At 35.2% G+C, this 19,303-nt stretch carries 12 protein-coding genes; 7 read left to right on the forward strand and 5 right to left on the reverse strand.

What is annotated here, in order from left to right; all coding sequences use genetic code 11:
- Window positions 1–8: 8 nt before the first annotated feature.
- The 5 genes from HX109_RS04970 (at window position 9) to HX109_RS04990 (ending at window position 6,596) form a co-directional block, all read left to right on the forward strand.
- Complete coding sequence (locus tag HX109_RS04970; RefSeq protein ID WP_178950096.1) at window positions 9–2,159, forward strand: lantibiotic dehydratase family protein; 2,151 nt, start codon at window positions 9–11, stop codon at window positions 2,157–2,159.
- Window positions 2,156–2,995, forward strand: a complete 840-nt coding sequence (locus HX109_RS04975) for a thiopeptide-type bacteriocin biosynthesis protein (protein WP_178950097.1) — start codon at window positions 2,156–2,158, stop codon at window positions 2,993–2,995. Before HX109_RS04970 ends, HX109_RS04975 begins: the two co-directional genes overlap by 4 nt.
- The gene (locus tag HX109_RS04980) at window positions 2,992–4,671 is read left to right on the forward strand and encodes a helix-turn-helix domain-containing protein (protein ID WP_178950098.1); all 1,680 of its coding nucleotides are present in this window, start codon (window positions 2,992–2,994) and stop codon (window positions 4,669–4,671) included. Before HX109_RS04975 ends, HX109_RS04980 begins: the two co-directional genes overlap by 4 nt.
- Before the next feature lie 90 nt (window positions 4,672–4,761).
- The gene (locus HX109_RS04985; protein WP_178950099.1) at window positions 4,762–4,911 is read left to right on the forward strand and encodes a hypothetical protein; all 150 of its coding nucleotides are present in this window, start codon (window positions 4,762–4,764) and stop codon (window positions 4,909–4,911) included.
- A gap of 65 nt (window positions 4,912–4,976) precedes the next feature.
- The gene (locus HX109_RS04990; protein ID WP_178950100.1) at window positions 4,977–6,596 is read left to right on the forward strand and encodes a S8 family serine peptidase; all 1,620 of its coding nucleotides are present in this window, start codon (window positions 4,977–4,979) and stop codon (window positions 6,594–6,596) included.
- A 207-nt stretch (window positions 6,597–6,803) separates the two neighbouring features.
- Here the strand turns inward: HX109_RS04990 and HX109_RS04995 are convergent, their stop codons facing one another.
- Window positions 6,804–8,009: a site-specific integrase gene (locus HX109_RS04995; RefSeq protein WP_178950101.1), complete on the reverse strand. Its 1,206-nt coding sequence runs from the start codon at window positions 8,007–8,009 to the stop codon at window positions 6,804–6,806.
- 508 nt (window positions 8,010–8,517) lie between these two features.
- Here HX109_RS04995 and HX109_RS05000 point away from each other — a divergent pair.
- Together HX109_RS05000 and HX109_RS05005 are read left to right on the forward strand one after the other, a co-directional pair.
- Window positions 8,518–10,872: a TonB-dependent receptor gene (locus HX109_RS05000; protein ID WP_178950102.1), complete on the forward strand. Its 2,355-nt coding sequence runs from the start codon at window positions 8,518–8,520 to the stop codon at window positions 10,870–10,872.
- An 11-nt stretch (window positions 10,873–10,883) separates the two neighbouring features.
- Entirely contained in the window at window positions 10,884–11,354 is a 471-nt protein-coding gene (locus HX109_RS05005) for a thioredoxin family protein (RefSeq protein ID WP_178950103.1), read from the forward strand.
- Between the two features lie 100 nt (window positions 11,355–11,454).
- Here the strand turns inward: HX109_RS05005 and HX109_RS05010 are convergent, their stop codons facing one another.
- The 4 genes from HX109_RS05010 to HX109_RS05025 all read right to left on the reverse strand — a co-directional run bounded on the left by HX109_RS05010 (window position 11,455) and on the right by HX109_RS05025 (window position 19,153).
- The gene (locus tag HX109_RS05010; RefSeq protein ID WP_178950104.1) at window positions 11,455–13,335 is read right to left on the reverse strand and encodes a DNRLRE domain-containing protein; all 1,881 of its coding nucleotides are present in this window, start codon (window positions 13,333–13,335) and stop codon (window positions 11,455–11,457) included.
- Window positions 13,336–13,355: 20 nt separating this feature from the next.
- Window positions 13,356–14,561 (reverse strand): glycoside hydrolase family 88 protein, encoded by a 1,206-nt coding sequence (locus HX109_RS05015; RefSeq protein WP_178950105.1) that lies wholly within the window; start codon window positions 14,559–14,561, stop codon window positions 13,356–13,358.
- Between the two features lie 9 nt (window positions 14,562–14,570).
- Entirely contained in the window at window positions 14,571–16,088 is a 1,518-nt protein-coding gene (locus HX109_RS05020; protein ID WP_178950106.1) for a RagB/SusD family nutrient uptake outer membrane protein, read from the reverse strand.
- 68 nt (window positions 16,089–16,156) lie between these two features.
- Complete coding sequence (locus tag HX109_RS05025) at window positions 16,157–19,153, reverse strand: SusC/RagA family TonB-linked outer membrane protein (protein ID WP_255462772.1); 2,997 nt, start codon at window positions 19,151–19,153, stop codon at window positions 16,157–16,159.
- Window positions 19,154–19,303: the final 150 nt, after the last annotated feature.

The raw sequence follows: 19,303 nt of genomic DNA on the forward strand, positions 1-19,303 counted from the left end.
TTATTAGAATGCCCGCTTTACCATTGAACTTCATTTTGAATCTTTTTTCGACTCAAAAAATATCTGATTCCGTATTATTAAACGCTATTGACAATAAAGAAATTAAAGATGCTCTTTTTTTAGCTTCTCCAAGTTTTTTCCAAGAAATTGAAGTATGTATAAAAAATGGTGGGTTTCAAAAAAAAAGAAAAGTAAAAACTTCATTAATTAGATATTTATCACGTATGTGTTTGCGCAGTACTCCCTTCGGACTATTTGCGGGATGTACAATCGGAGAATTTGACACATCAACTTCACTTTTATATACTAAAGAAAATTATAGAAAAACTAAGCTTGATTCATTACTAATCTTTAAATTAACCCAAAACCTATTAAAAGATTCCGAACTGAATGATAATATTATGTGGTTTCCTAATAGCTCAATGTATTCTGTTGGTGACCAATTACGCTATATACAATATGGATATTCCAATGGTAAAAGATTCTACGGAATAGAAGCCATTAAGAAAAACCCATACCTTAAACAAATATTAAAAAAATCTGCTCAAGGCATAAAATTGAATGATTTTGTCAACTTCTTAGTTAATAAAGGATTCTGTCAAATTGAATCCAAAGAGTTTTTTGATAAATTGATTTCTAATCAAATATTAGTTTCCGAGTATGAACCTGCCTTAATAGGTGAATCCTTAGAGGAAAAGCTATTTGAGATTACTAAGGGTCAAAATTTAAATTCAGGATTCAAAGAAATAGCCAAAATAAACAAAATACTTCTTCATCTTAATGAAACAAGTTCGAACTATATTGATAGCCATGAAATAATAAATAAAAGCTTAAAAAAATTAGGTCTTAAGACCCAAAAAAATTTATTCCAAGTAGATTTATTTATGAATATCCCTAATGCTACAATTAATCAAAAATGGAAATCCAAGTTCAAAAAATTAATCCCTTTCTTAAGTAAAATCTCAAAAACAAAATCGAGTGTACAATTAAAAGTATTTAAGGAAGCTTTTCTAAAAAGATATAATTCTCAAGAGGTTCCATTAGCTGAAGTTTTAGATGTAGAAATTGGGATCGGCTATCCTATTCAAGAAATCAATAAGGAAGAAGCTTATATAATGGATAATCTTAGTATATGCTCACAATTCAAAAAAACAGAACAAACGCTTTTATGGAACGAAGTAACTCAAATTCTAAACAGTAAACTTCAGGATCATAATGGCTTTATATTAGAATTAAAAGATGAAGATTTTACCACTATATACAGTCACAATTATAATCTTCCAAAGACTATGTATGCCCTTACTGAATTATTGAACATCAGTAATGAAGAAAAATTATTTGTTGGCGCCATTGGCGGCAGTAGTGCAGCCAATCTAATTTCCAGATTTCACCATGGAGATGATAGAATTAAAGATCATATCTTGAAAATTACCGATACTGAAGCTACCCTCAATTCTAACAAAATAATTGCAGAAATTACTCATCTCCCAGAGGAGAGAACTGGAAATATTTTACATAGGCCTAAAAAGATTAGAGCTTATGAATTTCCTTATTTAGCGCATTCTAACTTAGAGAAAGACTTTCAAATCCCTTTAAATGATTTAATGATTTCCATAAAAAATAATACCATATTACTTCGTTCTAAAAGGATCGGAAAAGAGGTAATTCCTATGCTAACAACCGCTCACAATTTTAAAACTAGTACACTTCCTATTTACAAGTTCTTATGCGAATTAAATCTTCAGGATACATCTAATAATATCTCCTTCGAATGGGGCTGTTTGAAGAGAATATACCGATTCTTGCCTAGAGTTATTTATAAAGATTTTATACTTTCAAAAGCGAGGTGGATTTTTGATTCTAAGGGTTTTACAGATTATTATTCGACTTTAAACGAAGATAAACTGCTTGAAGCTCTAGAGATATGGCGATTGAAATATAAAATTCCTAAATGGATTCAATTAGTTGAAGGAGACAATATTCTAGTTTTAAATTTAACCAATGTAGATTGCGTCCACACGTTATTAGAAATGGTTAGAGGAAAAGGAGATTTTGTTATAGAAGAGTCTTTAATAAAACATCATAAAATAATTAAAAATAGACAAGACGAAAATTATACAAATCAAATGATTTTCTCTTTTTATAAATCTCAAAAATGATGACATTGGTGAAAAGAAAATTTATTCCGGGAGAGGAATGGATCTACTATAAAGTATATCTTGGCACACTGACTTCAGACATAGTCTTAACTGATTTATTCCCAATTATAGACCAATTAATAAAAAAGAAAATTATCTTGAAATGGTTTTATTTAAGATATCACGATCCAATTGGTCACCATTTAAGGATTAGATTTAAATTGATAAGTATTGAATCATTTCCAAGTGTTCTCTCTAAAGTAAATACAATTTTAATTCCATTAATTAGAGAACGGTTTGTTCACAATATTTCTTTAGGAACATATAATCGTGAAATAGAAAGGTATGGTCAATACGCCATTGATGATACCGAAACTATTTTTTTTTACGACAGCCAAATGATTCTAAAAGCAATTGGGGAGATAAAAGATAAAACAATGTTTACTTTATTTATTGTAAAAAGTTTAAATGCTATTTTAGACACTTTTAGATTGAATATAGACTCCAAAATATCTCTTATCCAGGAAAGTTATTATGCCTTTAGAGAAGAATTTAAAGCTGACAAGTATACTATTAAACAATTTAGTAAGAAGTATCAAGAACTATCAGATTTCAGAAAATCAATCGAGGTTTATAACGAAAATTTGATTCTAGAGCGCCAGGACGGTATTTCTCCATATATCAATTCCCTTATTTTCTCAATCGAAAAAAGTTCAGTAGACCTAAATTCCTATATACAAAGTATTCTTCATATGAGTATTAATAGAGCCTTCAATAAAAATCAAAGGATAAATGAATTTATTTGTTACTATTTTCTTTACCAATATTTAAAAGAATTAAAATTTAGACAGTTATGATTAAGTATCTAAAATTATTTTTTACCATACAATTATTACTCTCTACCTCAAATGCCATTAGTCAAAAAGAAGATTCCCTAGAACTGTTAAATGAAAAAACTTTAACAAATTCCTTTTATGCGAATGAGAAAAATCCAGAAATCGCTTTTAAATATGCTTCAGCCTATTTGAGGAAAGCCAAAAAACAAAATGATCCGATAAAAATCCTTAATGGTTTTTATTTTCTAGCCGAAATTAGCAACTCAAAAAATAAAATAAAATATGGTGACAGTATAATTTTATATTCCCAAAAGAAAGATATTCACAATACATTTTATCCTTTTTTTGGCTATTTACTTAAGGCAGATGAATATTTCGAACAAAGAAATTTTAAAAAATCAATAAACAACTATTTATATGCTAAGAAGAATATTTATGGTAAGGAAAAGGAAGTTTCTTTGAATTACAGAATTGGGCTTCTTAAAAGTAGATTAGGACATTACGATGAAGCCTTATCGATATTTAAAGACGTGAATGAATTCTATTCAAATCAAAACTCTAACTCTAAAAATTCGGAACCTCATTTAATGGGTTTATTTGCCCTTTCAGACGGCTATTTAAGAGCTGGAAAGGTAGACTCCTCAAGCATTATTAATGTAAAAGGCTTTAATATATCTAAAAAAGTAATTAATAATAGTTTTTATAAGACGTACTTTATTTTTAATCAAGGTTTAGTTGCTTATAAACTAGAAGAATATAATGCTTCAATTGATAGTCTAAATAAAACTATCGATTTTTTAAAGAATCAAAATGATTACCCAAATCTTTCTGAAGCATATTTCTATCTAGCAAAGTCTAATTTGAAATTAGGAAACAATGATGAAGGTTTAAAATATCTAATAAAAATTGATTCAATTTTTATGGACTTGAATGACCTTCATCCTGACTTGAGAGAAACTTATGAAATATTAATAAAACATTATTCTAATGAGAAAGATAATGTATACCAATTAAAATATCTTAATCGTTTGTTGTCTGTTGATAGCATTATTTCAAATAATTACAAATACTTAAGTACTAAAATTTATAAGGAATATGACGTACCAAGAATTTTAAAAGAAAAAAATGATCTTATATTAAATTTAAAGACTTCGGGAAATTACTCGAACCTTATCATTTCGATATTGATAGTTATAGTCATAATTTTCATTGTTTACTTAAAGAAAAACCACCGCTATAAAAAAAACTATAAGTTACTATCAGAAAAAAGTAATATAAAAACCAAAATTATTGAAGAAGGTAATAATAGCAAAGACATTAATATTCCTGAGTCAGTTATTGAATCAATAGAAAATGGGCTTCAGCTATTTGAAGAAAATAATCAATTTCTTGATTCTGAAATAACCTTAAATAGGTTATCCAAACAAATCAATTCAAATTCTAGTTATGTTTCTAAAGTAATAAATCATTCTAAAGGTCAAAATTTCTCCAATTATGTGAACTCTTTAAGAATCAATTATTCAATTCAAAAATTAAAAGAAAATTCTAAATTCAGAAGGTACAAAATCAGGGTGATTGCTGAGGAGTGCGGTTTTAAAAGTGCAGAAACCTATTCCAAAAAGTTTTACGGTCTATATGGTATTTACCCATCATATTTTATAAAAAAACTTAAAGAAGAAAAACAGAAACAGTCGTAATTCATGAATTAAGACTTAAAAAAAAAGAAACTGATATCAAAAAAACAAAAATTCTCTATATTCGTTTATAATTTTTAAAAATCTAAATTTATGAAGAAGAAAAGTAATTTAACCTTAGAAAAATTTGAAGTTTCAAAATTAGATAATCCAAAGCATATAAATGGCGGGAACGCAAATGAAGGAGGAGAACAAGGAGAAACCATTATTAATAAAACTCTTGAAAGACCTACACAGGCTTAAAGTTTAGTATTAAATCAAATAATAAAAAGAGGGAACTGTCCCTCTTTCTTGTTTTTTAGTTAAAAATGATAAAAACTCTTCTACCTTTATTAGTGATCATTGCCTTATCCTCATGTAAAAATCAAATTAAATTAGATTCAATAGGCATACAGAATGCTACTATAAAAAAAAATCAACATCCATTAAAAGGTTGGTTAATTGCAGATATTGAAACGGATACTATTCCTGGAATTAGCTTAAATAGAGCAATTGAAAATAAATTATTAAAATCTAAGAATGAAGATTCCATCATTGTAGCAGTTATCGACACAGAAGTTGATATTAATCACGAAATCTTACGAAAAAATATTTGGACTAACAAAAAGGAAATCCCGGAGAATGGAAAAGATGATGATTTCAATGGTTATGTAGACGACCTTCATGGATGGAACTTTATAGGAAATAAATCAGGAGAAAATATAATTTATGCTAATAATGAATCTCTTCGGATCATTAGGACTTATGAAAATGATTCAAATTCTTTCGTGAATAAAAAACTTTATGAAAAAGCACTGGTAATTTATAATGAGTCAAGAAAAGCTGCTATTTCTGATATGAAATATGTTACGTTTTTAACTGACACTTATCCTAAATCAAAAAAAGCTCTGCTCAAATTCTTCCCGGAAGAAGATTATACAACCGAACAACTCGATAGCTTGTACAAAATATATGACAAGAAAGATAAAGAGTTAGCTAAATTAATTTACTACATGAGTGATTACATAAAATATGATCTCTCTAAAAAGTGGATTGATGACCTAAAGAGAAGTGTACAAGGAGACTTGAACAATTCCTTGAATCCAAAGTATAATGATCGAGATATTTTAGGGGATGATCCCCATGATCTCAATGATATCAATTATGGTAACCCCACAGTTAATGGCAATTTAAATAAACTTTATCACGGAACTGAAGTGGCAGCTTTAATTGCGGGTCATGGGAATGATAAAATGATAAGCGTTTGTGAATCATGCCTTATCATGCCTATTTGCATTTCATCTAATGGTAACGAAAATGATAAAGATATTGCCCTAGGAATAAAGTATGCTGTCGACAATGGCGCAAAAGTTATAAATATGAGTTTTGGCAAAGAGTTATCTTTACATAATGAGTGGGTACTTGACGCTATTAAATATGCTGGAGATCATAATGTATTAATTGTGTCATCCGCTGGGAATGGTTCTCTTAACTTAGATAATGTAAAAGATTATTATCCTAATGATTATTCGTATACAAAAAAGAGTGAGGTTTCAAATAATTTTATTTTAGTAGGTGCCTCTACCTCTAACTTGAATAAGAACTTAGTAGCAAGTTTTTCTAATTATGGAAAATGCAATGTGGATATTTTTGCTCCCGGAGCTAAAATAGAATCAGCTTTACCGTATAATAAATACAAAAAAGACAGTGGTACGTCTTTATCTTCCGCAATTGTTTCTGGTGTAGCTGCTTTGATATTATCAAAGCATCCTCATTTAGCTCCCTCTCAAATTAAAAAAATTATACTGAATTCTGGCGTGAATTACTCTATCGATGTGATAATTCCAGGAAAATCTGACGATAGTATAGTGCCTTTTAATAATCTTTCTAAATCTGGTAAAATAGTAAATGTATACAATGCTTTAATTTTAGCTGATAAATTGAAATAAAATCTAAACCCAAAATTTGTAAAATTATGCTTTAAAGACTACATAACTTAGAGAAGTTTACAGTCTATGTAAAGTTTTGAACTGTTTTAAAGCCCATGGGTGATGAAATTTTCTTTTTTAAAAATTAGCGAGAGGGAGACCTTCGTTATTTTCTATTTATAAAATCCATGGGCTAGTCTTGCATAATATTTGTGAAAGATATTTTAATTACAATAACAACTCACATGCTTCATCAAGAACCGAACTATCAAGCTCTTTAAGATAGGCTTGGGTAATAGACGCATTTTGATGTCCCATGGACTCACTTATAATATCGGTAGCAATACCCTTTTGTTTTAAACAATTAGCAAAACTGTGCCTGGCAACATAACTGCTTAAAGACTTGTCTATCTTACAAATCTTTGCGATTTCTTTCAGGTCTTTGTTGTATTTTTTTAGGGTTTTGGATTTTCGGTTTTCTATCTGGCTTGGAGACATTTTATCCCTTAAAAGAATAGGGAAAACATATTTAGTTGTACTTACTTTACTGTAATAATTCAATATAGTTTTTACTGGCGGCAATATTTTTATAATAAAATTTCCCTTTGTCTTAGCTCTGGTATAAAATATTCTATCCACCGAAATATCCTCCCATTTTAGCTTTAACATATCTGCAAAATTCATTCCCCTTGTATAAAAACTAAAAACAAAGTAGTTTTTACTATCAGTTAAATGCGGATACTTGGAGACATCCAGATTAATTATTCTTTGTACCTCGTTAATATCTAATGCTTTTTTTATCCCTTTCCCCTTCAATTTAGAGACTTTATAAGAATCAAAAGGATAAAATTCTTTTTTAATGATGTTCCTTTTAATGGCAAAGTTATATAAAGCTCTTATAGCACGCATACGAACACCTATTCCACCATCTGTTCCGCCCCTTGATCTTAAAAACACTTCATACTTGTTTAAGAATGTAGGGGTTATATCTTTAAAATTTAGAGATTTGGAGGGGTGGAATTTTTTAATCGAATTATAGGAGTCCCTATTAGCCCTAGCATTTCCGGTACGTCCGGCATGGATCATTTCATTAATAATTTCATCCCAAAAATTATACACATTCTGTAATACAGGGTTTGTCTCTATCCTAAAGCGACTTTCAAAATCTTCTAAAGAAAAATTGTCCTTTTCAATTTCAAGCTCAGAATATACTTTTAAGGCTCTAGCCTTAAATTTGAGTAAAAGACGATTACTTTGGATATAATTGGGATAGCTTTTATTAAATATACCTACCGATTCGTCCCAGTGCTTGGGAAGAGTATTATAAATGGTTTTAAAATATTTCGATTTTCTATATTTTGTTACTCGTAAGCAAACTGGATATGTTCCATCTGAGAGTTGTTTTTTCCGTAATATTACCTTAATACTTGCCATACAATTTTTAATGATGGGTACAACATAGGTACAACAAATTATCAGCTAAAGGTACTAATTTTGCAAACACATATAAACTATTTTTGTATAATATTTTGATTATTAATACACAAGAATCTTTATGAAAACATAAGAAAGGAAAGTTTTCTTTCTGTTAATCAGAGGGTCCTTGGTTCGAGCCCAAGAGGGGGAGCTTAATAACAGAAAGCCATTCAAGAAATTGAGTGGCTTTTTTGGTTTTAAGTCTTCTGTCCTGAGATCATACTCATCAATCCCAATGAAAATTTAGTACTCTCCACTTCTGCAGAGTAATTTTTTCTTCATCAACTTTTCTATCAAATTTAGACGGGTACCGTTGTTATTCAATTCAAACAAAGCAACCCGTTTGCGTACTCATTTACCGAATATGATTTTACAATGCTATACTATCCTATTTTTTTTAATCAAAATAAATTATTAGGTTTGTCTAAAAATTAATTTAAACTGTTTAAATAATTTAATTGGCTAAATGAAATTATCTGTTGTTTGCTTTCTAATTTTCAGTTTTATTGCTTCGGCACAAAACAATACCGCTGTAATTTCGGGTACCATTACTTCTGAAGGCAACCCTGTACCTTTTGCTAGTGTATACCTAAAAAATGGTTCGCAAGGAACAGATGCCAATGAATACGGAATATATCGGCTCGAAGTTCCGCCGGGATCCCATACCTTGGCAGTTCAGTTTCAAGGCTACCGCCCCCAAACAAAAGCCATTACTGTAGTTGCAGGCATAGATCAAACCATTAACTTCAACATCGTAGAAGATGCTTTAGGGTTGGATCAGGTAGTAGTAAGCGCCACCCGAAACAACATCAGTAAAAAAGAAGCACCGGTTATTGTAAATATTGTAGGCCCAAAGCTTTTTCAGGCCACACAATCCATTTCTTTAGCCGATGGATTAAACTATCAACCTGGGGTGCGTGTGGAAACCAATTGTCAAAATTGTGGTTTTACGCAGGTTCGCCTTAATGGATTACAGGGTCAATACACACAAATACTTGTAAACAGTCGTCCTGTTTTTAGTGCACTTAATGGGGTATATGGATTAGAACAAATACCTGTAAGTATAATAGACCGGGTAGAAGTGGTGAGAAGTGGAGGTTCTGCGCTTTTTGGCTCTAATGCCATTGCTGGAACGGTGAATGTAATTACCAAGGAGCCTGTTTATAACACCTGGGATGTAAACTCAAACTTCGCCCTTATCGATGGAAGTACGCCAGATAGAAGTGTAAACCTAAATGGATCCATAGTTAGCGAGGATCTCACAAGTGGTGTTACAGTTTTTGGGATGTATCGAAACAGGGATGCCTACGATGCCAATGGCGATGGCTTTAGTGAGATTACAAAACTCACCAATAATTCCCTTGGCGCCAAAGCATTTTTCAGGCCTAATGACAATAGCAGGATTGGATTGGATTTTACCGGAATTCGTGAATATAGACGTGGTGGCGATAGATTGGACCTGGCCCCTCAGTTTACCGATGTTACCGAAGAATTAGACCATAATACAGTTTTCACAGGGGCCGACTACGAATGGTTCAACGATGCTCGTACCAGCGATTTCACCGCTTATGTTTCTGCACAACATACCAATAGAGATAGTTATTATGGCGGTTTAGGCGGAGGAAGAACGGCAGCAGATTCTATAGCGGCCAACAATGCTTTTGGAAACACTGCAGACTTTGCCTTGGTAGGAGGTGGAAAATTCTCCCATCATTTTAAAAACGATGACGTTATCACCTCTGGAATAGAATACCAGCTTAACGATACCGAAGATACCATTGCAGGTTACAACCGCTTGGTAGATCAAAGGGTAAATAATTTCGGAATCTATAGTCAATACGAATGGAAGCCCACCGATAAATTTACAGCACTTTTAGGCGCTAGGCTCGATCATGTCGATGTAGATGGGTTCTATACCATCGAGAACGTGGAACGTAGCTCACAAGTAAGCCAAACAGTATTGAGTCCGCGTTTTACTATTTTATACGATATTACCGAAGCACTTCAATTTAGGGGTGGATATGCAAGAGGTTTTCGAGCTCCACAGGCGTTTAACGAAGACCTGCACATCTCTTCCGTGGGCGGGGAACAACGTTTCGTTATTCTTTCCGAAGATCTGGAAAGTGAATTCTCAAATGCCTACACAGCCTCTTTTAATTTCACCAAGGATTTCAACAAAACACAAACCAATTTCTTGCTGGAAGGATTTTATACCGACCTTCAAAATCCTTTTACCATCGTGAGCACAGGCGCTTCCTTGCCCAACGGCGCTTTTTTAGATGAAAGCCGAAATGGCACCGGTGCGTACGTTGCGGGAACGAATATGGAATTGAGTGTGTCCCCAAATTCTAATCTATTTTTTCAAGCGGGAATGACTTTCCAAAAATCAATTTATAAGGAAGCCCAAATTTTATTTGAAGCGGATGGGTCCAATCCTGAAGAGACCAGTGTTAGCGCCAAAGAATTTTTAAGGTCTCCTAACCTTTACGGATTCTTAAACAGCAATTGGCAGATAAATAATGCTTTAAAATTAGACCTTACCGGAAGCTATACCGGCTCAATGATTGTACCGCACGTAGTAAGCGAATCCGGATTTATCGAACTCGTGGACACCGATTCTTTTTTTGATATGACAGGAAAACTCACCTACCATGTTGATCTCAAGGAAACGTTTCACATGGAAGTAAGCGGCGGCGTTCAAAATATCTTTAACAGCTATCAGGACGATTTTGATGAAGGTGCCCTCAGGGATTCCAACTATATTTATGGACCTAATCGCCCGAGAACATTTTTCATCGGACTCAAATTTGGGGATTTTTAAATATTTCTATTATGAAAAAATCAACTTTTTTAAGCCTCATCTTCATTGTTATCACAACGGTTTCGTTGGCACAACAAAAGGAAGAAATCCACTGGAAAACATTTCCAGCACTTGAAGAGGCACTAAAAGAGGAGCAGAAACCAGTATTCATTTTCTTTTATGCCGATTGGTGTGCGTATTGTAAAAAGATAAAAAGGCAGGTCTTTACCAATCCTCAAGTAATTGAGAAACTCAATACCGATTATTACGCCGTAATGATGGATGCAGAGAGTAAAGAAAGGATTGCTTTTGACGGTAAAACATTTTCAAATGAACAGGCAAAAACCCAACGAAATGGTATTCATGAAATTCCGCTTTTGTTAGCATCGCGGAATGATATTCCATTTTCACTTCCTGCGACAGTTATTTTAACCAAAGATTTTAAGGTAAAAAAAAGGGTGTTTGAGTACTATACTTCCGAAGAAATTCTTGAAATGCTTTAGCCTTATTCCGGTTCTTTCTAACAGGAATTGAGTTAAAAAGCAAAAGCCACTTCTCTCGAAATGGCCCTGCAACTAACTAAATTTAATCTAACCGAATGCATTATTTAATAATAATGGTCTTGTTGACGGTTTTTTGTCCGTCATATTGTAATTTCAATACGTAGGTACCTGGCGACACTTCCTTATTGATGTTTAAATTTATTTTTTCTTGGTCAATAATATCGATTTCAATGGGTACTTCATCGCCAATAAAGGTATAAAGCGATATTTGGTTTGGTTTTTCTTCTAAGTTGTTAATATGCATAACCTTTCCGCCAGAAGGATTAGGGTATACCAATACATTCTTATTGGATTTTTCAATGGTTTGTGAGCTTTGACCAGTTTGTGAACAGTCGCAATCTACCTCATTTTTGTAGTTGCCGCCATCGGGAGCCAATCCAAATTTAATTTCATCATAATAAACCTCATGCATGGGGTCGGTGTTTTTTAGAACATCGCTGTAGGTTCCAAATTTTACATAGCAACTTTGTTTTTCAGGAAAATCTACGTTTGTTTTTTTAACATAATCGTCCCCAATCCAAACTTCAATTACACCATCGTTGTTGGTTCCATACTTTAAATGCACTACAATATCTGTCCACTGGTTTAAGACAACATCCGACACATCGCCATAACCGGCTACATCGTATTTATAAACCCCATCCACTTTATGGGTAATAATAGAGCCGTACTGATTTCCGCCCCCTCCCGCGTCTATGTTTTTAAACTGAAAAATATGAACATTCTCACTCGACCATTTGTCCTGCAAATAATTGTCTTTTATGTAAACGCTAAAGCCAATCCACACATCATCGCCGTAGCTCGCAAATGCATCTTCATAATTTCCTATTTCGTTTCTTGCGCTGCAGTAGCTTCCGCCGGTAAGTACTTTTTCTTCATAAGACCGTGTAAATCGTAAGGATTTGGATCCGCATCTGGATAAATTATCAGAAACCTTCAAAGGAGACGAACTGCATGGTGTTCCACAGCTCGGACCAACATCACAATTTTGCTCGTAATAGTAATCGATGGTTTCGGTTCCATCAGCATAATTTTCAAAATTGTCCTCACGTATTTGGGTGTAAGAAGATAAAGTTCCGGCAGTTTTCACCGTAATTGCACTGCTGTTTCCAGAAAAGTTTCCTGCTGCATCAGCGGCTTTAACATAAAAAATATAGGTTGTCCTTGGTGTTAGGCCAGTAACGGTTGCAGAAGTAGATGGAGGATTGCCAAATACAGATTGATCCCAACCTGAATTTTTAAGAACTTCATATTTTGTGACCCCAATATTATCTGTGGATGCACTCCAACTTAAATCTACAGAGGTTTCAGTAATATTGGAAGCTACCAAATTTCCGGGTGTGGATGGTGCTGAACTATCTGAATTACTGATTGTTAGCTTAGGAGGATTCGAACTTTCTTTTGAATGAATATCCACTCGTTGATCCCAAACGCCATTACTTCCCCAGTACATATCCACGTAAACGTAGAAGGAAACTACGCCGTCTCCATTAATTTGGTTGTTTACAAAATTGGTGACATCAAAAGAGGTGTAACCTCCATTAGCTTCCGTTCCCGAATCTAAATTATTGCCAGAGGATGAAGGTCTATTGTTCCAAGTCAAACTGGATTCGCTCCAAGAATCACTTTGTACATCTTGCACGGCAAAAACAACGTTGGTAACACTGTTATTCCATTCGGTGTTATATAGATCAAGGGTAACACTATTGGCTGTTGAGCTTATTCCGCTAACATCGAATTTAACGAAATATTCGCGTGTCTCGGAAGCTTTAGGTTGAATGGTGTAGTTCGACTGACTTCCGTAGTTATTGGTTGGGTGTTTGCTATTTACAAATCCGTCAGAAATCGGATTCAGAACGGTGGTTTGTGCAACAAGCGAAATGCTTGTCATGAGTAAAAAAGAAATAAGTAAAGTTTTCATCTTTTTAAAGTTTTGGTTGGTTAATTGGGGCTGGGGGAACCTTTTTGTCTAACCAATGCCTCCAAGAAATAGTAATCGCCGTAATTTATAGGTTCATCTATTTCATCGTTTTTAGGCCAATTTCCTGTGCTGTGTTTTAGAACAAAAGGCGCTTCCACTTCTGGATTTAATAGGTATTCCTCGCTCTTTAAATTTTCTAAAACCTTAGTGGCATAGTTTAAATAAATGTCGCTTTCAGTGTAAGAATGTAATTCTAAACAAGCGGAGGCCACAATCGTAGCAGCCGATACATCCCGAGGGGCATTCGGGATGTCCGGGTCGTTAAAATCCCAATAGGGAATCCTATCTTTTGGAAGGTTATCATGGTTTAAGTAGTAATCCAATACAGCTTTAGCAATATCTAAGTGTTTAGGATCTTTTGTATAACGGTACGTCATGGTGTACCCATAAATTGCCCAAGCTTGTCCACGCGCCCAAGCCGACTCGTCGTTAAATCCTTGGTGTGTTACCTTGTCTTTTACAGAGCCGTTTATGGTGTCATAAACCACCACGTGATAAGTGCTGTTGTCGCTTCTAAAATGGTTTTCTAGAGTAGTGTTGGCATGCTTTTCAGCAATTTTATAGTAGCTACTGTCCCCAGAAATTTTAGTAGCTTCGAACAAAAGTTCGAGGTTCATCATGTTGTCAATAATCACAGGGAACTCCCATTCTTTGGCGTTAAAATCCCATGAACGGATGCAACCCACATTTTCATTAAAACGAGTACTTAGCGTTTTAGCGGTTTGGACAACTACATCTTCGTAAGCCTCATTCTCTTCCGTTTGTAGTCCGCTTCCGAAACTGCAAAAAACTTTGAAACCTGTATCATGGATATGAGTGTCATATTTCTCCTTCTCCATGAAATCCGTCCAAACAGCGGCTTGTTTTTTATAAGCCGGATTGTTGGTTAGTTGATATATTTTCCAAAGACTACCAGGAAAAAATCCCGCAGTCCAATCCCTTGAATTTACCTTACGGACACCTTTTTCTTCGGAATAACTTCTTGGAAAAGCCAATGAATCGGGAGCATAGTCCAATAACTTTTGATATCGTACTTTCAGTAAGGAATCAGAAGAAAGGGAGGTAACTTCATCTGAAGCTACCTCTTTAATTTCCCATTTTTGTTTACAACTTAAGGCTGAAACGAGTACAGCGCCTGCTAAAAAATAGTTTACTAATTTGATCATACTAGTAGTTTAATAACCAGGGTTATTTGGTAATAAGTTAGGATTTCTTGCAAGTTCATCTCCTGGAAGTGGGAATAGATAATCTCTTCCTTCATCAAAATTGGAATGTGGTTCCAATCCGTTAGCATCAAAAACTGAAGGACCTATTTGCAATCGCTTAATATCGTACCATCTTTTAAACTCGAAAGCCAATTCTAGCCTACGCTCTTCAATGATGGCATCGTGTAGAGCTTGTTGCGACAAGCCGCTTGGTAAATTTTCAGGAAAATTAGACATTACCCCACCTTTGTTTCTTGCCCTTGCTCGAACTTGGTTTACCAAATCTACGGCACGACTGCTTCCTGGCTGTAATTGGTTTAAAGCTTCCGCAGCAATTAATAAAACTTCAGCATAACGCATAGTTATATAATGATGACTAGATTGACGCCCATTGGAAGCTGTTAGCCCTGGAAACCTGGAGTATTTTGCAATATGTGGTCTGTTAACACCACGATCGGAAAACTCGGCAAAGCGGGTGTAAGGTTCAACGTTGCCATTGAAAACCCCTATTGTATCAAAACTTACAGATCTTCTATAATCCTTTTCATCCCAAGTTTCAAAAACTTTTAGACTCGGTACGGCGACAGTCCATCCACCATTAGGAACTCCTTTTTCATCCTCCCGAATGGCGGTTAATGGTATAATTAAATCATCTCCTAAATCCCCTTGGCTATTTTGACCGATATAATTAATAGTAAATAAAGGTTCTTTTAAAGCTCCCGCCTTTTCAGCATCAAAAAGATCTTGAAAGTCAGCTTCCAGGCCTAGGTTATGTTTTCCTGCGTTAGTGATAATAGCATTGGCCTCATCATACGCTTTTTGATGTTCTCCCAAAGTTAGATACACAGAGGCCAAGTATGCCATTGCTGTGGCGTTGGAAGGCAACGAGCGCGTTGGTTGGGTATCTGGCAGCCACTGTTTTGCAAACTCTAAATCAGCTATGATGTTTTGATACACCTCTGCTTCCGGAGTTTTGGAAATGGTTTCTATAGTCTTTACGTCTGTAACAGCTTCGTCTATGTAAGGAATGTCCCCAAATATGCGCACCAAATGGTAATAAGCAAAAGCTCTGGAAAAATTCGCTTGTGCAGCGATTGCATTTATAACAGCTTGCTCGCCATCTATCTGTTTTGCGCCGTCCAGCGCTTGGTTGGCAGCACCAATAATGGCATACGATTGTGGCCAAAAGGCTGTAACCATTCCGTTATCGTCTCTCGCTGTAAAATTATTAATATCCTGTCTTCTAGCAGGAGTTCCTAAGTCTCCTATTTCCACCATATCGCCGCGAAGCATGATGGAAAGGCTTAATTTTCTTCCCCAATATTTTTCGGAAGCCATGTACCCAAAGCTGCCGTTAACAGCAGTTTGCAAATCCTGTGGGGTTTTTATAAAAGAATTGGGAGACAGTAGCCCTACTGGCTCTTCCTCAAGGTCGGAACAACCTATGAGAAGCAATCCTATGATGAATGTTGAAATTATATTTTTCATTGTGTATGTTTTAATGTTATCCTCTGTATCTAGATTATAGCTTATAAACGTTTAGTGATTAATCCGTTTTAAAACTTCAAGTTCATTCCTAAAGTAAACGACCTTACATTCGGGTAGTTTCCGTAGGCCAATCCTAAATTTGTATTAGCTCCTTGACCTCCGTTGCTTCGATAGCTAGTTTCTGGGTCCAGACCTGGATAATCGGTAAAGGTTAACAAGTTTTGACCACTGATGTAAAATCTTAGGTTTTGAACCCCTAAACGTTCAACAACTTGAGAAGGAAGGCTGTAGCCTAAGGATACGTTTTTAAGTCGCACATAGCTTCCGTCGTAGATGTATCTGGATGTAATCCTTTTTTCCCTAACAGCCGCAGAAGGAACATTGGTGTTGGTGTTTGTCGGAGTCCAAGCATTCAGAACCTCCGTAGTAGCATTAGAATCCCCAGAACCAAGTTCTAACAGCGTATAGTCCAAAATATCGCCTCCGATGGCTGTTTGAAAGAAAATATTTAAATCCAAACCTTTGTAAGTAAATGTATTATTTAAACCTCCTGTAAAGTCAGGATTTGGATCGCCAATGATAGTTTTATCATCAGAATTTACCATACCATCTGGAGTGTCTATAATTTCCCCATCGGCATTTCTACCAGCAATATCCCTTAGAAGTTCACCTCCAGGTTGGTTTTCAAACCCTTGTGGAATGTTATTACCAGCTTGAATTACACCATCGTAAATGTAACCGAAGAATGCCCCAACAGGTTCTCCTTCTCTAAGAATTTGCGACTCCCCTTGTAAAAAGTGTCCTGGAGCAGAAGAATAAATGATATCTTCCCCATCTGGAAGTTTGGTAATTTCATTGGTGTTTTTGGAGATGTTAAAATCTGTCGTCCACGTAAAGTTTTCGTTCAAGATGTTTTTACTGCTGATGAAGATTTCAAACCCTTTATTTACTAAAGAACCGATGTTTTGTGTTTGTGTAGGGTTTTCCAATCCGCTGTATTCAGGAAGCGGTCTAGAGAACAATAAATCTTTGGTTTCAATATTGTAGTAATCAAAAGAAGTGTTTAATCGGTTTCCGAAAAAGCCTAAGTCTACCCCAACATTTAATTGGTAAGAAGTTTCCCATTTCAGATTATCATTTGCGAAATCTGTAACGGCTACGGAGTTCACGATATTCTCGCCAATTACGGTATAGATTTCAGAAAATCTGGCCAAAGTTCCGTATGCAGGAATCGCTTGATTACCGGTTAATCCGTAACTACCTCTCCACTTCCAATTGGAAATCGTGTTGCTGTTCTCCAAAAAGCTTTCATTGCTCATGTTCCAAGCAAGTGCTCCAGATGGAAAGAATGCGTATTTGTTGTTTTTACTGAAGTTAGACGAACCATCGCGTCTTGCTGTAAAGGTAATCAAATAGCGATCGTCGAAACCATAATTCAATCTCCCAAACATAGAAACCAACTCGATTTCGCTTAATCCCGAATTAGGTCTTAGGTACACAGCACCTCCAGAAAGATTTCTATAGGAAACGTTATCGGTTACGAAACCTTGTGATGCAGCATAGGAAAATTCATTTTTATTCTTTTGGTAAGAATAACCACCTAAAATCGTTAAAGCATGATTTCCGAAAGTGCGGTCGTATGTTAAATAATTTTCAGAAATAATATCTGTTGACTTGCTAGTTGTAATATTGGCTTCTCCGCCTACACCGGCACCGGCCAATAGGGTTGAAGGCACAAACCTTCCCTCCATAGTATTTCCTGTATTAAAACCGAAAGTAGTTTTAAAGGAAAGTCCTTTAAAGATTTCCAATTCAGCAAAAAGGTTAGCTCTAAATAAATCGGAAGTTCTTTCGTTTACATTCAAAGTTGCAACAGCAAACGGGTTGTCGATGTCATCACCTAGAGAATTGATAGTTAAGTCACCATTCGCATCATAGATGCCCAAATCTGGTGCGAATCTATAAATGGAAGAAATAACATCTGCCTGTCCTGTTCCTCCGCTTCCTGTTTGTGTGGGAACCCCATCTTTTGAAATTCTATTACCGAAAAGATTCATCCCAACTTTTAATTTATCGGTTGCCTGAACATTTACGTTACTCAAGAAAGAAAAACGATTTAAATCAGAACCCAGCACAACCCCTTCTTGGTCGAAAAAAGTTCCAGAAACGTAATAATTTACATCTTCAGTGGCACCAGAAACAGATACCTGGTGGTTGGCAATTGCACCAGCTCTGTAAATTTCATCTTGCCAGTCGGTATTGGCGGGACCTTGCACATAGCTAGAACTGTAAGAGCTTCTATATTGAGCGAATTGTTCGGCGTTTAGCATATCTAGCTCGTTGGTCACTTCTTGAAGCGAGTAAGAAGAGTTTAGTTCGATGGATACTTTTCCTACCTTTCCTTTCTTGGTAGTTACCATAATTACACCGTTTGCACCACGAGAACCGTAGATAGCGGTAGCAGATGCGTCTTTTAATACTTCCATGGAAGCAATATCTTCCGCAGGAGGCATTTGGGCTCCAACAAAACCATCTACAACTATTAATGGATCGCTCCCAGCGTTGATGGACGTACCACCACGAATTCTTATTTTTAGGGGCGCACCAGGCTCTCCACCATTATTTGTTTGAATATTCACCCCGGCAACACGCCCTTGTAACGCTTGTTCCGCATTTTGAACAGGGTATGCTACAAGGTCTTCCGACTTAACTGAAGATACAGCGCCAGTGATATCACTTTTCTTCTGTGTTCCATAGCCTACAACAACCACTTCATCCAATTGGGATACGTCTTCTTGAAGTGTTACATTAATGGTTGTTTGGTTGTTTACGGAGATTTCTTTTGTGGTAAAACCGATATAACTGAATACCAAGGTCGGATTGTCGCTATTTACATTTATTTGATAGTTCCCGTCAAAATCGGTAACAACACCAGTAGAGGTCCCTTTCAAGGTCACCGCAACTCCTGGTAATGGAGTTCCGTCTACTGTGGCAACAACACCAGATACCGTCTCTTGGAACGACAACATGTCGAGATTAGATGCTTTTACGAATAATGACAGCATACAAAAACACAGTAATAAGTAGGTTTCGTCCGGCGTCAAAATTTTAAGTAGCCATTGTTTTTTCATATTGATTAATTGTGAAATGTTAGTTAATTCTTCACAATAATACAAAACCATAATTTAAAATACAATCGATTGTAATAAATAATT

The organism is Galbibacter sp. BG1, from assembly GCF_013391805.1.
Lineage (GTDB): Bacteria > Bacteroidota > Bacteroidia > Flavobacteriales > Flavobacteriaceae > Galbibacter.

Bases quoted from the DNA above. Each gene is read 5' to 3' on its own strand.
- HX109_RS04970 (WP_178950096.1), top strand. From the start codon at position 9: ATGCCCGCTTTACCATTGAACTTCATTTTGAATCTTTTTTCGACTCAA.
- HX109_RS04975 (WP_178950097.1), top strand. From the start codon at position 2,156: ATGATGACATTGGTGAAAAGAAAATTTATTCCGGGAGAGGAATGGATC.
- HX109_RS04980 (WP_178950098.1), top strand. From the start codon at position 2,992: ATGATTAAGTATCTAAAATTATTTTTTACCATACAATTATTACTCTCT.
- HX109_RS04985 (WP_178950099.1), top strand. From the start codon at position 4,762: ATGAAGAAGAAAAGTAATTTAACCTTAGAAAAATTTGAAGTTTCAAAA.
- HX109_RS04990 (WP_178950100.1), top strand. From the start codon at position 4,977: ATGATAAAAACTCTTCTACCTTTATTAGTGATCATTGCCTTATCCTCA.
- HX109_RS04995 (WP_178950101.1), bottom strand. From the start codon at position 8,009: ATGGCAAGTATTAAGGTAATATTACGGAAAAAACAACTCTCAGATGGA.
- HX109_RS05000 (WP_178950102.1), top strand. From the start codon at position 8,518: ATGAAATTATCTGTTGTTTGCTTTCTAATTTTCAGTTTTATTGCTTCG.
- HX109_RS05005 (WP_178950103.1), top strand. From the start codon at position 10,884: ATGAAAAAATCAACTTTTTTAAGCCTCATCTTCATTGTTATCACAACG.
- HX109_RS05010 (WP_178950104.1), bottom strand. From the start codon at position 13,335: ATGAAAACTTTACTTATTTCTTTTTTACTCATGACAAGCATTTCGCTT.
- HX109_RS05015 (WP_178950105.1), bottom strand. From the start codon at position 14,561: ATGATCAAATTAGTAAACTATTTTTTAGCAGGCGCTGTACTCGTTTCA.
- HX109_RS05020 (WP_178950106.1), bottom strand. From the start codon at position 16,088: ATGAAAAATATAATTTCAACATTCATCATAGGATTGCTTCTCATAGGT.
- HX109_RS05025 (WP_255462772.1), bottom strand. From the start codon at position 19,153: ATGCTGTCATTATTCGTAAAAGCATCTAATCTCGACATGTTGTCGTTC.